We start from the raw sequence: 14,562 nt of genomic DNA, 5'->3' as shown, positions 1-14,562 counted from the left end.
TGTTATTTGGTTTCAGAGAAAGGGGAAAGTCTAGGGTAACCTAATTAAATAGATGATAAAAATTATCTATGATTTTCGATTAGTGTTGTCCTTGTCAGGAATTCTTCTGTTTCTTTGAAATCAAAGTATCTATTTTTAATGAGCATTACTTTAAAGTGATCAGGTAGAAAACTTCCCCATTTTGAGAAATCCAGAATACTAGGATTAGATTGCAACAGTGAAAAAATATGTTTGTCAATATTTAGAATTGGCGTAACTAAAGAATTCCATTTGGACTGTATTACTTCTTTGGAGGCTTTAATCTCAAAAGAGCAATTATTGTATTCTAATTGATTTTTAAATCCAGCAATATCTAAAAGAAATTGTATAGTTCTATTAATTTTTGTACCTGTAAATGTATAGAGGGTTAAAGAATTATTTGCAATGAGCAATGGTTTTTCTGCTTTGAGATTTTGAATTTTAAAAGAAGCAAAAAAGTTCCTCAAATTTTTAATTTCGTCCAAGCTTTGCTGATCAAGAAAAGTATACTCTACATCCGAATAGAGAATTTCAAACATCTTTTCTCGTATTCGATTATGAGTTAACACTTCACTGCCAAAGAACATTGGTTTTTTGCCATCATTAGCTGGTCTAACTTCTATTTTTTTAGCTGAATGATCAATAAATATGATCTTCCAAATTTTTGCGGCAAGCAAGATATTTTCATCTTCCTGCACTTGCGGTGAGAATGGAATTTCACCAATTGAGTTCCCAACACTAAGTACTTTAAAGTTTTCTTCGACTTTGAAAACACTATAAAAGTCACGACTGTTTACAATTTTTTCTCCTTCAATACCGATGATAACCTCGTGCCGTAACTTTTCTAAAAAATTGATCTTGATAAGATGGTGCAAAATTTCTTCAATTTCCATTTGTTCAATTTGCTTGAAAGCGAAGTTGCCTTTCAATTGGTTCGTAAGCTCCGAAATATTTATACCTGACTTTCCTTTTGCAATAGATAGAGCTTGATGCAGCAAAATATCATAGGGTTTTTCGTTAATTTGAGGAGGTTCAATAAAATTTTCTTTGTACAATGCCCAACAAGCTAAAGACTGAAGTAAACTCCAATCGTTAGTCGCATATAAAAACAAATTACTGCTTTGCCCATCTTTACGTCCACTTCTTCCTACTCTTTGAATTAAAGAAGCAATGCTTTGAGTGGCGTCAACTTGAACTACTTCATCTATTGTCCCAATATCAATCCCTAACTCTAATGTTGAAGTACATGATATACAAAAGTTTTGATGGTCACTTTCTTTTGCAAAAAATTCGACATATTCTCTGACTTCTTTGTCGACTGATGAATGATGAGAAAAATAATTTCCATGCCCTTTTACTGTATTAGATATTTTCTTTAATTTTACAGCGATTTCTTCTACCCGCCCTCTACTATTTGGAAAAATTAGAACTTTTTTATCTTTTGTCTCAATATATAAATCTTTCAAAAGCTCTAATGGTAACTCTTCAGTTTTATTTTTGAAATAGCGAAATAGCACATTAATATCTTTGGGAGTTCTGTCCAATAGAACCTTTGTGTTTGATTCATCTCCTGTAAATCGCTTAGCTTCTAAATAGTCACCTATCGTTGCTGATAACCCAATTATACGGAAAGAATGTAAATTTTCAGTCTGGAGCCGCGATAAAATTGACTTGAGTTGTATACCTCTGTCAGTCCCAAGGAATGAATGGATCTCATCTACAACTACATATTTTATGTTTGAAAAGAGATGCTTAATATTGTGCGGTTTATTTGTAAACATAGCTTCCAATGATTCAGGAGTTATAAGCACGATTCCGGTTGGCCGATCAAGTAACCTATCTTTTTGCGTTTTATTAGCTTCGCCGTGCCATTTTGTAACAGTAACATCAAGATATTTACAAAGTTGTTCGATGCGATAGAATTGGTCGTTTATTAGTGCAATTAATGGTGATACATACAATACTTGGACACCTGGTTCTGCAAAATCAACCCTAGATAGAATCGGCAAGAAAGCTGCTTCGGTTTTACCTGAAGCGGTTCTAGAAGCTAGAATATAATTTTCATTCGAAGATAGTAGCTTTTCGATTGCAGCATTTTGAATTGGACGTAACTGTTCCCACCTTTGATCATATACATATCTTCGTATAGGCTCTGACAGTAATTCAAAGGACATTTAAAGTTCTTCAATCTGATTTAAAGAATGTTCATCTGGTCTTTCGTCTTCTACTTTAATGTCTGCAAATAATTTACTTTTATCAACTGATGGATTTTGTCGAAGAATGTTTAGGATATTTAGAAAATCTCTAATAACTTCTCTTGGAGTCAAAAACTCAGAAGCGCCTGGTTTATTGAATAATTCTTCCATGAATTGGCGAATTTCTTCATCACTTATTTGTACCCCTGTTTTGTAATTGTATTCAAAGATTGCTTTCAGTTTGTTTAATAAAACAAAGATTTCATTATGATCAAGTGGATATAAACGTATTACCGGTTGGGCAAAATCTCTCGCATCTACTGTTTCAAATTTATTCGGTGAAAGCCTTGTTTTTAGGGCATTATAGCTAAAGAAACCCCTTCGCTCATTTTCTAAGACTTCTCTCGTCCCAGCGAAATTGATGAATAAATTTGTAATTTTCCCCTGAAAACAGTCGTTATAGATCGAAAGAATTTTCTCATAATTCTTTTCACGCATAATAGAAGTGGAAATTTTGTAAAGGTTTATCACTTCGTCAAGATTTATCATAAACCCACTGTAGCCCATATTTACGAACAATTTGCAAAAATTTTTAAGCATATCGTAAAAATTTTGATCATTGATGATTTCTCTTACACCTAAGTCTTGTTTTGCCTCAGTTTTCGTTTTGTATTCTCCTTTCAGCCATTTTAATGCACCCCGTTTTAAGTGGTCTTCATCCTTAATATACCCTTCGTAGTATTTCAAAATTACAGTTCCAAAATCAAAACCAGAGACATCGGTTATTTCGTTTATGGTTTTCATTATATTGGATTGAATAAGTTTTAAATATTTTTCATCTCGTATTTCTACTAATGGAATATTTTCCTTTTCTGAAGTTTGTAAGATAACTTGTTCAATCCATTTTTCTAATAGAGTAGGTAAGGCTCCGCCTTCAGGTTTTGTTTGTATAGAAATATTATCTATAATAGTTGAATACAAAGAGACTGCTTTCCCATCATTTGAATACAATCGGTTATCAGGTGTAAAATCTGCATTTGCTACTACGAATCTTTGTTTTAGCGCAATAGTATTTAATAAGTGAAGCATGAACGATTTCCCTGAGCCAAAATCACCTATCCAGAATTTAACAATACTATGCCCATTTTTTACATCGTTTAGTGCTGACACAGCGGCTTCAATCTCTTCCGAACGACCCACCGTGATATGTTGAACACCTATTTTGGGAACGACACCACCCACTAATGAATTTATGATTGATGTAGCTTCTTTTGGTTTAATATTTTCTATCATATTGCCTTAATTTTTTTAAAATAATCTTGGTTTATTGTATAAAATTCTTCTGTTAGTTCAATTAATACGTCATCAATGAGTTCATAACAAATATCATTTAAGCTTTCAATTAGATTATTTGACAATAAGTTCTTCGATTTCGCATACGCTTCTACTGAACTAATACTTAGTGTAAAGTTATTCCTGGCAAATAGCTCTAAGATTTCTTGTTGGTTTTGGCTGAATTTCAGGTCTTGAGTAGAAGCAAACATGCGCATATCTGAATATTCTTCATGAATTTCGTGGATTTCTTTTCTTACTTCCCTTGACTCAGTTGCGTGTGTGTCAACATTTGTTTCATCTTGTAAGTATACGTTTAAAAGCTCAACAGTTCCTGAATGTCGTTCTCGCACTTCATTAATCAAGATAGTATTCAGTTTAACTTCTTTTCGCTTGATTTCGAAAATCTTTGCAACATTTTCTAGTGCTTTGTCAATGTTCCTGTCGCTTACTAGGTCATTTGCTATGTTATTGAAATCCTGCAACTGTTCTTTGGTCCTGAAAAAACTTTTTAGGATAGATTTAGGGATTTGTTTATTTTCAAACTTTTGGGATAATAAATCCTGATTTAAATAATGAAGGTATAGATTGAGCGCAGTTTTCCTGTCATGTTTTGAAATGAACTTTGCTGCTTCAAAAAATATGTTTTTTGCTGCGGGATTCTTTTTATTTTGTATCCCCACTAATATGACTAAATTTCCAAATTTTTCTGCATCCCCTGTAAAAGTAGATATTAATTCTTTTAGTTTGATTCTCCAGCGTGTAGTATTCTGTGCATTAAGTTCAATTTCTGTCGCTTCGTCTGGCACTTCAATGTTTGCAATTAGCGAAGGTAACAGCATTTTCACTTTTGAAATTATTTTTGTTTCTATTTCGCTTTGCAATTCTTCGTTCTCATAGAATATTTCGACATTGCGCTTTCGTTTATGCGCATAATATTCTCTTACTGTGTTTTCGCAATGTTTGAAAATTAGATTGTATAGTTCGATATTTCTAATTTCATAATTGAACTTATAGTTTGGACTTCCTGCTTTATATTTGAATTCTTTCCGTAATATTATGTCAGTAACTTGTGAAAACCGTTCTTCAGTATTTGTGCCTTCTAGATTGTAAATTTTTTGAAGTCCATCAAAAAGATGTATGTATAACTTTATTATTGCAATTAAGCAAAATTCAATGCGGCAAAAGGTGCTATATGGAAACCAAAGTTTGTTAAGCAAGGTGACTTGCTCTTTACTTAGTTTCAATTGTTTTTTGTACTTCGTGCCTACTTTCCAATAGTAGAAATCATTGATTTGATAATTTGAAAAATTTTCAGTTCTCTTGTTTTTGTCCAAATTATTAATAAGTGATGCAGTAAGGTGTGCGTTTACATCCAGGTTATTATCGGCATTAATCTTTCGGTATTGGTCTGTAATATCAATGACTGAATTGTCTGAGATTCTACTATTTGACGGGTTCATAGTCTCTTCTGGGTAATGGGTTTGGCGATCTTGCTTTTTGCGATTTGAAGAGAAGAATATTTTGTTCACAAATTCTCTGCTTTTGTCGTCTATCGAATATAGAATTATGGCTGTTATAAGCAGTAGAACAATAAGTATCATTTATTGATATAATATCTATCCAGTTGCTTTTTCGCGAACAAGTCAAATACCTCCGATTAATACTTAGAAGTAAAAACTGGGTGGGTTCAAACAGTTTTAATATTTTGTCTTATTTATTAAAGAAACGCATGTCAAAAGCTTTTCTCGGCCTAGTTTAACTCCATGATCAGATAAAGAATCTTACTCTAACTTAAAGTTATTGTAAAGAAAAATTCAATAAAAGTTTGCGTTTGTTGCCAAAATTTGCAAAGGAAGAGAGGTTAATTTAATTGGGTATCTTTTCAGCTAATTTTCGTTCGGTTAAAACTGTTAACAGGTGAAGGAATCATCTGTTAACATAATTTTCCCGATCAGCTGTTTTCCACTTTTTTTTGGAACTTGAGGATATTGTCCCTGATCTCTTCTTCTTTTTGGTGGAGTTCTTTTAAAAACTCAGTATCCAAAATCATTTCTGGTTTTTTGATGAATTTGCTTTCATCATAGTTATCAATTTCGTGTAACAGATCTTCAATGTTGGATTCTACTTTGACAAGACTTTGGATGGATTCCACGACCTTTTTGTTTACAAATAGAATTTCTTTGAAACGTAAGATGTAGTGTTGGAATCTGTTCTCGCGGATCATGGATTGGCGTTGCATTTCACGCACCACTTCTCGTTCTTTGAGAACTTCTTTTTTTTCTACCAAGATTTGGTTTTTAAAAATACGAATTAGATTTTCTGTTTCTAATTTATAATTTTCAAAACTACTGTTGTGGTTGTTTTGTAAGTCGTCTAGTTGTTTGCGAAAATCTTTTTCTCGTAAACGATCTTGTTCTTTGCGTAATTTGTCAGATGTTTGTAGCGCGTTTTTGACACGTGTTTCTATAACAGCATCTAACATGGCTTTGTGCAGTTTGTCCAATCGTAAGGTCACTGCCATTGCATATAGAATGCGTTTCATAAAAACTCCTTATTATTAATTTAGACGAATAATAAAGAGAGAAAGGTCATCATGGGGTTCTGCTTCGCCCACAAATTCACTTACTTTTTGTAAAATTGCTTGTCTGACTACTTCTGGTGGATCATTGATATGAGATAGAATCACAGACTCTAACCTTTCTTCCGAAAATAGTTCTTCTTTCAAATTCATGGCTTCTGTCACACCATCTGTGTATAAAACCAATAAGTCCCCAGGGAGGTAACTCACCGTATGTTCGGAAAATTCACAATTTCCAATTCCCATCGGTTGGCCTTTTCCAGAAAGGTGTTGGATTTTATGATGTTTTTTACGATAGATAATTTGCATATTATGACCTGCGGAAGAATAGGTTAATTCTTTTTTGGTCATATTGATCCGTACAAGCATAGCGGTGACAAACATAAGGAAACCTGATTTGTCTTGTAAGATTTTATTTGCATTGAAGAGAGCTTCGCTAGTAGAAGTGGTTTTCGAAACTTCTTGTTGTAGAACTGTTTTCGAAAATTCCATAAAAAGTGCCGCAGGAGTTCCTTTTCCAGAAACATCGGCAATGATCACAGAAACTTCATCTTTTCCATGAACTACCATATCATAGAAGTCTCCACCAATTTCCCGTGATGCTTGGTAGTAGGTATCAAACTCTAATAGTGAGTATTGTTTTGGAATGATGGGAAGTGAGTGTTTTTGAATCATAGCTGCCACTTGCATGTCGCGGTCTATGTTTTTTAAACGTTCACTTTGTATCTTAACTTGTAAGGCAGTATAAGCTTCCCCAACTTGGTTGGTCAGGGTTCGTAAAATGCGAATGTCCATTTCATCAAACCGAGTGCGAGATGTTTTGTCCGATACAACAAGGGAACCAAGCCATTCCTTGTTTTTTAGAATGGGGAAAATGATGAGACTGTGTTGGAAAAGCCCCTTGTGAGTGAGTTGGATTCCTTGGGGTGAGTTTGCTGAAATGATTTTGAATCCTTTGAACATCCAATCGGCTTTATCAGCATAGAGTAAAACTTCTACATCTTCATCATGGATTTGGTCTGAAAAACCTTTGGATTTGGATCTGGGAAGGCCCTTCTTTTCAATTTTTTCGAAGTTGAGACAAACCCGATCCACTTGTAAAACTTCGGATATGGTTTTGACCGCAAGGTCCATAAATTCGTCAGAACTTTGGATGTTAGCAAGAGCTTGGGAAATTTGAAATAGGCAATTGAGTTCGTTGGCACGTAAGTTCAAGTTGTCTATCAGAAGCCTGTTCTTTACAGCAATGGCTGCTAAATTAGATAGATACCTTAAAATTTTGATATCGGTATGATTGAAATCACGGTTATCCAAAGAGTTTACGGCTTCGAGTACACCTTGTACTTCACCTTGGACAATCATCGGAACACAAAGTAGGTTCCTTGTGACATACCCCACTTTTTGGTCAATGGCTTTGAATATCCTCGGATCGTTGGCCGCATCGTTGACAATTTCTGGTTTGAGAGTTTCTAAAACCATCCCGGCAATCCCTTTTCCCCTAGGAACTGTTAGGTGGGCAAGGGATTCTTCTTTTAGGCCACTAGTTGTGTTAAACACTAACTGATCATTTTCTTTGTCATATAACAGAAGGGAGGATCCTTCTGTTTGAAGGACATCGCGGGTGATACCCATGATTTCGCTGAGTAGTGTTTCCAAATCTTCGTGAGAATTGATTCGGCTTGTAATGTCTGAAATCAGACTTAATGTCAGTAGTTTAGTAGGCATCCGAATCTATCCTTGTTCGATCAAACTTCCAATCCCTTGGTTCGTCAATATTTCAATTAAGACGGAATGGGCAACTCTTCCGTCAATGATGTGGGCTCGTTTGACTCCAGAGTCAATCGCTCCCAAACAACACTCTACTTTAGGTATCATGCCACCAGAGATCTGTCCAGTTTTTATATATCCGTGAATGTCAGCTTTTTTTAGACCCGTTACTAATTGGCCGTCAATCAGGATACCTGGTGTGTCTGTGAGTAAAATGAGTTTGTCTGCATGGAGTGCTTGTGCAATCGCACCAGCCATTGTATCGGCATTGATATTGAGTGTTTGGCCTTCTTTAGACATAGCAACAGGAGAGATGATGGGAATAAAACCTTCACGTTGTAAGGTGAGCAAAATATTGGGATCCACTTCTGCAATTTCTCCCACAAGGCCCAAATCGATTTTTTGAACTTTACCGTCTTCCCCTTCGACTTCCATCAGATACTTTTCTGCAATCGCAAGCCCCCCATCTTTACCCGATAGACCAACCGGTTTTCCGCCTTTCTCTTGGATAAGAGAAACAATCTGTTTATTTACTTTTCCAGTAAGAACCATCTCCACCACTTCCATTGTGGGTTCATCTGTGACCCTATGGCCACGAATGAACTGCGTGTTTAGGTTGAGCGACTTGATAAGAGCGTTGATTTCGGGCCCACCACCGTGAACCACAACAGGATTGATCCCTAGGTATTTGAGGAGTACAATATCTTCAGCAAAAGATGCTTTTAATTCTTCTTCCACCATGGCAGCCCCGCCATACTTGATGACAATGGTTTTCCCCGAATAATTGATCAAATAGGGAAGAGCTTCCAAGATATGATTGATTTTTTCAGAATGGTGGTTCATAAAAGACCTCATTTATGATAATGAAATTTAAAGCCGCCGCAGTGCAAGTCACAAGTACAGCAAGAGTCTCAAATAACCTAACTAAGTGTAGGCAACTTGTGGAAGAGGCGGCAAGTGCCGGTGCCAAAGTCATAGGCCTACCCGAAAATTTTTCTTTTATGGGTTCGGAAGCAGAGAAAAAAAATCTCCTTGGCCAAATCGAAGAGGAGACCACTGCCTTTCTGAAAGAGACGGCAAAAGACTTAAGGATCTATCTTTTGGGTGGAGGGTTTCCCACTAAGGCCCCTACGGGGAAAGTATTCAACACTGCCGTTATTGTAAACCCCAGTGGCGAAGAAGTATTTCGTTATCACAAAGCCCATCTTTTTAATGCGGTGGTAGGGGATGGATTCAACTATAGCGAATCCAATTCCACAGAAAGTGGGGGAAAGGTTCCTGAGGTCATCCAAACAGAATATGGAAAGATCTCTTCAGCAATTTGTTATGACATTCGATTTCCGGAATTGTTTCGCGCTCTTTCTGAGAAGGGGGTGGAGTTATGTTTTTTGCCGGCAGCCTTTACTGTTCCCACGGGAGAAGCACATTGGCATGTGTTACTACGTGCTCGTGCGATTGAAAATTTTATGTATGTTTTAGCACCGGGCCAAACAGGAACTCATGACCCTCATGGGAATCGTAAAACCTTTGGTCATTCTCTTATCATTTCTCCTTGGGGAGAAATTTTGGATGAAATCGACAATGAAGAAGGATTTGTCATCGCAGATATCGATTTACAAAAGTTAAGCGATATTCGAAACCAACTTCCAAGCCTAAACCATCGTTTGTTCTAAGGTTTATCCCATTGGGTTCAGATTTTCTGAAGTCCCAATAGAAATTAGTTTAAAAAAACGATTTTTTGGTCGTAGAAGTTTTTTTCATCAGGATAAAGTCTTTCATTACTTTTTCTGCTGCTTTTTGTTTTTCCATGTGTACAAAGTGTCCACATTCAGAAAATAACACTGCCTTCACATGAGGAGTTGTTCTTTCTAATTCCATTACATCCTTTCCTGGAATGATAGGATCTTCTTCTCCACGCATGATGAGGGTCGGAACCCTATTCCCAAACACAATGGGCCTGATGTCGGTGCGATCTAACATCTCAAGGATCATAAGGATTTGCCTCGGGTTCAAACATTCAAATTGTGGGTTGTATTCTTTTAGGAACTGTTTGATGTCTTCTCTTGCATGAAATGCAGTGGAATCGTAAACACCATAGGAAAATCCAATTTGTAAGGCTTTGGGGAGGGACTTCCCAATTTTAAATCCAAAGTCAAAAAAACTACCTAAGTTGGCACGAAGTCCCACCACACCGATTTTTAAAATCCCAGGAACGGGACCGTGGACGTAAGGGGCAATGGAGATCACTTGTTTGATCCTTTGGGGGAATAGGGAAGCAATGGCAAGGACCGCCATCCCACCAGTGGAATGGCCAACGAGTGTGATGTCCTTTTCTCCCGCAGAAGCCCAAATCCCTTGCGCTTGTGTTTCTAAAAAATCTTGAAGGGTGAGTCCTTTTTTTTGATCAAAGATTTCTGCCGGATAATGACCTACTAAGTCGAGTTCAATCACATCTCCTAGTTCACGAAAAAAAGGAATGTTAAGACCCCAATACCCTGCCGCAGAACACCAACCACCGATGAGAACAATGGTCTCTTTGGATTTTGGATTTAACGATTTATGTTTAACGTAAGTGAGTCTGTGATTTTTCCAGTTATAAATTTGTCTCTCTGACATAAAATTCCTCTAATCTTCAATGATGCGGGGGAAAGACCCCAAAATTTTTGTTACCACTTCATAATTGATGGTACCCGTCCATGCCGCATGGTCATCCGCTGAGATGATTTCATTTCCTGACTTCCCGATAATGACTACATCATCACCAATAGATGCATCTGGGATATGTGTGATATCAATCATTGTCATATTCATACAAATCCGACCCAAAATTTTTGCACGTTCGCCGCGAACTAACATATACCCATGGTTGGAAAGTTTCCGGTCCAATCCCTCATAGTATCCGACGGGAACAACTGCCAATTTCGTATCGTGAGTGGTTTTATATGTGGACCCGTAACCAATAAAACTTCCTTGGTTTAGGTTTTGGATGTGTTGGATTTGTGTTTTCCATGTAAGTGCTGGTTTTAACATCCCCACATCTTTTTTCATAAGAGAGAGAGAAAGTTTAGTTTCTAAACTCGGCCAAAGTCCATAAAGAGAAATGCCCACACGAACCAAATCCATCCTTGCCTCCGAAAATAACATCGCAGAGGCAGAAGAAGCACAGTGACAAACTAGGTCGATAAACCCGTGTTTGGCGAATGTGTCGATGGTATCTTGGAACCTACTAAGTTGTAACATCGAATAACTATGTTCTGTAAAATCTTCCGTACTTGCAAAGTGGGTGGCAATCCCAGAGAGAGGGAGTTTTTTTTCAAAAATTTCTTTGGCAAGAACTTCGGCATTATTTGTTGGGATTCCAAGCCGAGACATTCCCGTATCCACTTTCAAATGGATTTTGGGAGTGGGGGAAAGTTTGCTTAAAATTTCGATTTCTTCCACGCGAGAAACCATGACCCAAAAGTTTCCATCAGCGAGAGATTCCTTTCTTTCTTTTAGGTTGGGAATGCTCCCCATAATGAGAACCGTTGCTTTAGAAAAAACCTTACGAATGGATAGGGCCTCTTCTAAAGAATTGACACCCAAATAATCCGCACCGGCATCAAGAGCGATGGAGGCGGTAGCAAGAAGTCCGTGCCCATAGGCATTGGATTTGATAATGGCTGTAAACTTGGTTTTGGGTCCAATCAGCTTGCGAAAAAGGGCGATATTGTGACTAAACGCCGACCGAGAGAGGTAAATCCGTGAAGAGAGCACGGTTCCATTTTTTTTTACTTTTCTCTTCTGTCGCTTCAGATATTTCTATTTTTGCATGTCTCTTAATCACTCCGAACTTCCTTCGTTTCCACCCTTTGCAAACTGGAAAGGGATCTCCCAGTACTTTCCTGTCCAGTCTGATTCCGTTTGGTTGAACTATTGCGGAACTACACCCGTCTCCACCTATGCCATTGAGATGATGAACCTCTACTTTCAGGAATATGCCAGGTACGGAATTTTTGCTCCCAGTTTTGCCGAACCTGTGATCAAAGCCGCCATCCGAGGATATATCGCAGAAATATTGGTTTGCGACCCTTCTGAGATTGGGATTGTACATAACACGAGTGAGGGGATCAATCTTTATTCGCACAGCATCCAGATTCCTAAAGGAAAACGGATTTTAGTTTTGGAAAACGAATACCCAAGTAATGTGTATCCTTGGGAACATTGGAAAGAAAAAGGGGTGGGACTTGAATTTATTCCTGTAGGAAAAACTCCCGAAGACTTTCTTCTCAATCTAAAACGGGAATTAGAAAAAGGGGATGTGTTTATCCTTAGCCTATCGCCTGTTCATTGGTGTACGGGTGTAGTTTTTGATATGGAAGCCGTTTCTAAACTTTGTGAAACCCATCACACCAAACTTGTGATTGATGGAAGCCAAGCCGTAGGGCATATTGCACTCGATTTTGGAAAGATTAAAGTGGCATTTTGTGCCTTTGCCGCCTGGAAGTGGTTACTTGGTCCCTTAGGGCTTGGGGTTGTGTATTTATCTAAAGAAGAATCCAAAGGGTTTCAACTTATTTTTAAAGGCCAATCCAGTGTGGTCAACGATTCTAGTTATTTTCCTTATCGAAATGAATGGAAACCTGCCGCCGACCAATTTGAACAAAGTACAATCAACTTCAATGATTGGATTTATTTTTATGCATCACTCAAAATGTTGTCTACTCTCGGATTTTCACGAGTGAGAGAACGAATTTATGAAATCGCAGATCTTTTTAAACAAACACTCCATGACCTTGGATTTACTTTGGAATCGGATGCTTTTCCCACCGTCACAACAGGAATCCTTGCCATCACGGGCCATAAAGATCCTTCCAAATTCCAGCCAGAACGCATCCAATCTTTTTTAAAACAAAAAGGAATCACCACGGCTGTTCGTTTGGGTCGGTTACGGATGGCACCCCACATTGCCATCGAAGAAGAACATGTGGCCCGAGTGAAAGACGCCTTAAACGAATACTTGAATCAAAGTTAGGTGAAAAGTAAATCCATCAAATATGTTTATCAAAATTTCTAAACAGATAGTGAATGCGTTTCCTCTGGTTCTAATACTTATCGCAATCATTGGATTTTTATATCCAGAAAAGATCATTTGGTTCAAAGGCCCTTGGATTACCTATAGTCTTGGTGCCATTATGCTTGGGATGGGACTTACACTGGAGGCAGAAGATTTCCTTCGGATCTTGAAACAACCAAAACCCATTCTTATTGGAACGGTTTTGCAATACACCATTATGCCAATGTTAGGTTACTCGCTTGGGTATTTGTTCCAACTGCCGGAAGCTTATGCCGTGGGACTCATCCTTGTTTCTTGTTGCCCTGGTGGTACGGCATCCAATGTCATTGCCTTTTTATCCAAAGCAGATGTTCCTCTAAGTGTCACTTTAACTTCTGTCTCTACGATCCTTGGAATCCTTATGACACCTTTTCTTGTGGGCCTTCTCATTGGAAGTCGATTGGAGATTGACCGTTTGGGTCTTGTGATCACTACCTTTCAGGTGATTTTAGTCCCTGTGGCTCTGGGTTTATTTTTAAAGTCGCTATTCCCCAAACTTACAAAAGAGATACAAGATTTCTTTCCTGTTCTCTCGGTTTTACTCATTGCGATGATTGTGGCTTCGATTATTGCCAGTGGAAAGGAAACCATCCTAAAGTCGGACTTTCGCATCTTTTTTGCAGTGATTCTTTTGCACCTGGGAGGGTTTGGACTAGGGGGGATCTTCAGCCTGTATCTTACCAAAAACCCAAAAACGGCAAAAACCATTTCGATTGAGGTAGGGATGCAAAATTCCGGGCTCGGAGCGGTTCTCGCGAGGACTCATTTTCTGGATCCGAGCACCGCCATTCCTAGTGCTTTATCGAGTTTGACACATTCGCTCTTAGGAAGTTTATTTGCGACCTATTTCAGAAAGGAACCGAAAAAACCCGCTATTGTCGATTGACTATATATGGGGTCGGTACGTCATGGCATAAATTATGAGAGAAATCATAAAACTAACCTGTGTCCCATGTGCGATACCTGGGCGGTCAAATTACTTCCAGACTAAAAATAAGAAGACTAAGTCGGAAAAACTTGTGACGAAAAAATATTGCAAATTTTGCAAATCACATACTGATCACAAGGAATCCAAAGTCTAAGGGATAAGATGCCTAAACCAGCTGCAAAATCTTCAGAAAAGGGAGTCGACAAAAAGTTTATCGAAGAGGTGCGTGAGCTCCTCCAAGAGAAAAAAGAGTCGCTTCTCATCAAACTCAATCAATGGGAAGACACCAGTTCTCTTTCTGGATTGAAGGAGATGGGGGATATTGCGGATATCGCATCCGAACTCAATTCAGAAGCTTTGTCTTCTGTTTTGACTGAAAACGAAATTGAAACTCTACGTGAGATCGAACTTGCGTTAGAAAAGATTGAAAACGGAACCTATGGGATCTGCGAAGGAACTAAGAAAAAAATTCCAATCGCAAGGCTCAAGGCGCTTCCGTGGACAAGATTTACTGTAGAATTTGCAGAACAAATGGCGAAGAGCCGAAATCGTGCTGGTTACCGCATGGATTCTTTGTCTGCCTATCCTGCGACCGGAATGGATGTGGATTCTCTAGATTAAGAGAATCCTTTATTCTTTTTCTCTA

At 37.9% G+C, this 14,562-nt stretch carries 13 protein-coding genes; 5 read left to right on the top strand and 8 right to left on the bottom strand.

Annotated features, from left to right (window positions below):
- Positions 1-62 precede the first annotated feature (62 nt).
- From LEP1GSC199_RS08940 to argB, 6 genes are all read right to left on the bottom strand, one after another.
- The gene (locus tag LEP1GSC199_RS08940) at positions 63-2,192 is read right to left on the bottom strand and encodes a DEAD/DEAH box helicase (protein ID WP_002980704.1); all 2,130 of its coding nucleotides are present in this window, start codon (positions 2,190-2,192) and stop codon (positions 63-65) included.
- Positions 2,193-3,506: an ATP-binding protein gene (locus tag LEP1GSC199_RS08935; protein WP_002980839.1), complete on the bottom strand. Its 1,314-nt coding sequence runs from the start codon at positions 3,504-3,506 to the stop codon at positions 2,193-2,195.
- On the bottom strand, positions 3,503-5,077 hold the full coding sequence (locus LEP1GSC199_RS08930) for a tellurite resistance TerB C-terminal domain-containing protein (RefSeq protein ID WP_157356614.1): 1,575 nt from the start codon (positions 5,075-5,077) through the stop codon (positions 3,503-3,505). Before LEP1GSC199_RS08930 ends, LEP1GSC199_RS08935 begins: the two co-directional genes overlap by 4 nt.
- A 422-nt stretch (positions 5,078-5,499) precedes the next feature.
- A complete protein-coding gene (locus LEP1GSC199_RS08925) occupies positions 5,500-6,090 on the bottom strand; it encodes a hypothetical protein (RefSeq protein ID WP_002980598.1) in 591 nt (196 codons plus the stop codon).
- A 15-nt stretch (positions 6,091-6,105) separates the two neighbouring features.
- Positions 6,106-7,851, bottom strand: coding sequence for a SpoIIE family protein phosphatase (locus LEP1GSC199_RS08920; RefSeq protein WP_002980849.1), 1,746 nt, complete (start codon positions 7,849-7,851; stop codon positions 6,106-6,108).
- Between the two features lie 6 nt (positions 7,852-7,857).
- Complete coding sequence (gene argB / locus LEP1GSC199_RS08915; RefSeq protein WP_002980647.1) at positions 7,858-8,736, bottom strand: acetylglutamate kinase; 879 nt, start codon at positions 8,734-8,736, stop codon at positions 7,858-7,860.
- Positions 8,737-8,756: 20 nt separating this feature from the next.
- On the opposite strand from argB, the gene LEP1GSC199_RS08910 reads away from it, so the two are divergent.
- A complete protein-coding gene (locus LEP1GSC199_RS08910; RefSeq protein ID WP_002980686.1) occupies positions 8,757-9,566 on the top strand; it encodes a carbon-nitrogen hydrolase family protein in 810 nt (269 codons plus the stop codon).
- Positions 9,567-9,615: 49 nt separating this feature from the next.
- Here the strand turns inward: LEP1GSC199_RS08910 and LEP1GSC199_RS08905 are convergent, their stop codons facing one another.
- On the bottom strand, positions 9,616-10,509 hold the full coding sequence (locus LEP1GSC199_RS08905; RefSeq protein ID WP_002980815.1) for an alpha/beta fold hydrolase: 894 nt from the start codon (positions 10,507-10,509) through the stop codon (positions 9,616-9,618).
- A gap of 9 nt (positions 10,510-10,518) precedes the next feature.
- Positions 10,519-11,649, bottom strand: a complete 1,131-nt coding sequence (alr, locus tag LEP1GSC199_RS08900) for an alanine racemase (RefSeq protein ID WP_002980703.1) — start codon at positions 11,647-11,649, stop codon at positions 10,519-10,521.
- Positions 11,650-11,704: 55 nt separating this feature from the next.
- On the opposite strand from alr, the gene LEP1GSC199_RS08895 reads away from it, so the two are divergent.
- Genes LEP1GSC199_RS08895 through LEP1GSC199_RS08885 form a run of 4 tightly spaced genes read left to right on the top strand, consistent with a single transcriptional unit; the run spans position 11,705 to position 14,537 of the window.
- A complete protein-coding gene (locus tag LEP1GSC199_RS08895) occupies positions 11,705-12,907 on the top strand; it encodes an aminotransferase class V-fold PLP-dependent enzyme (protein WP_002980843.1) in 1,203 nt (400 codons plus the stop codon).
- A 22-nt stretch (positions 12,908-12,929) separates the two neighbouring features.
- Positions 12,930-13,874, top strand: a complete 945-nt coding sequence (locus LEP1GSC199_RS08890) for a bile acid:sodium symporter family protein (protein ID WP_002980721.1) — start codon at positions 12,930-12,932, stop codon at positions 13,872-13,874.
- A gap of 34 nt (positions 13,875-13,908) precedes the next feature.
- A complete protein-coding gene (gene rpmG / locus LEP1GSC199_RS20850; protein WP_081431684.1) occupies positions 13,909-14,070 on the top strand; it encodes a 50S ribosomal protein L33 in 162 nt (53 codons plus the stop codon).
- An 8-nt stretch (positions 14,071-14,078) separates the two neighbouring features.
- Positions 14,079-14,537 (top strand): TraR/DksA family transcriptional regulator, encoded by a 459-nt coding sequence (locus LEP1GSC199_RS08885; protein ID WP_002980616.1) that lies wholly within the window; start codon positions 14,079-14,081, stop codon positions 14,535-14,537.
- The last annotated feature ends 25 nt before the right edge of the window (positions 14,538-14,562 follow it).

The sequence above is a fragment of the Leptospira vanthielii serovar Holland str. Waz Holland = ATCC 700522 genome (genome assembly GCF_000332455.1).
Classification (GTDB): domain Bacteria; phylum Spirochaetota; class Leptospiria; order Leptospirales; family Leptospiraceae; genus Leptospira_A; species Leptospira_A vanthielii.
Note: the sequence above shows the minus strand (reverse complement) of the source record. Positions and strands in the feature narration are given on the sequence as shown.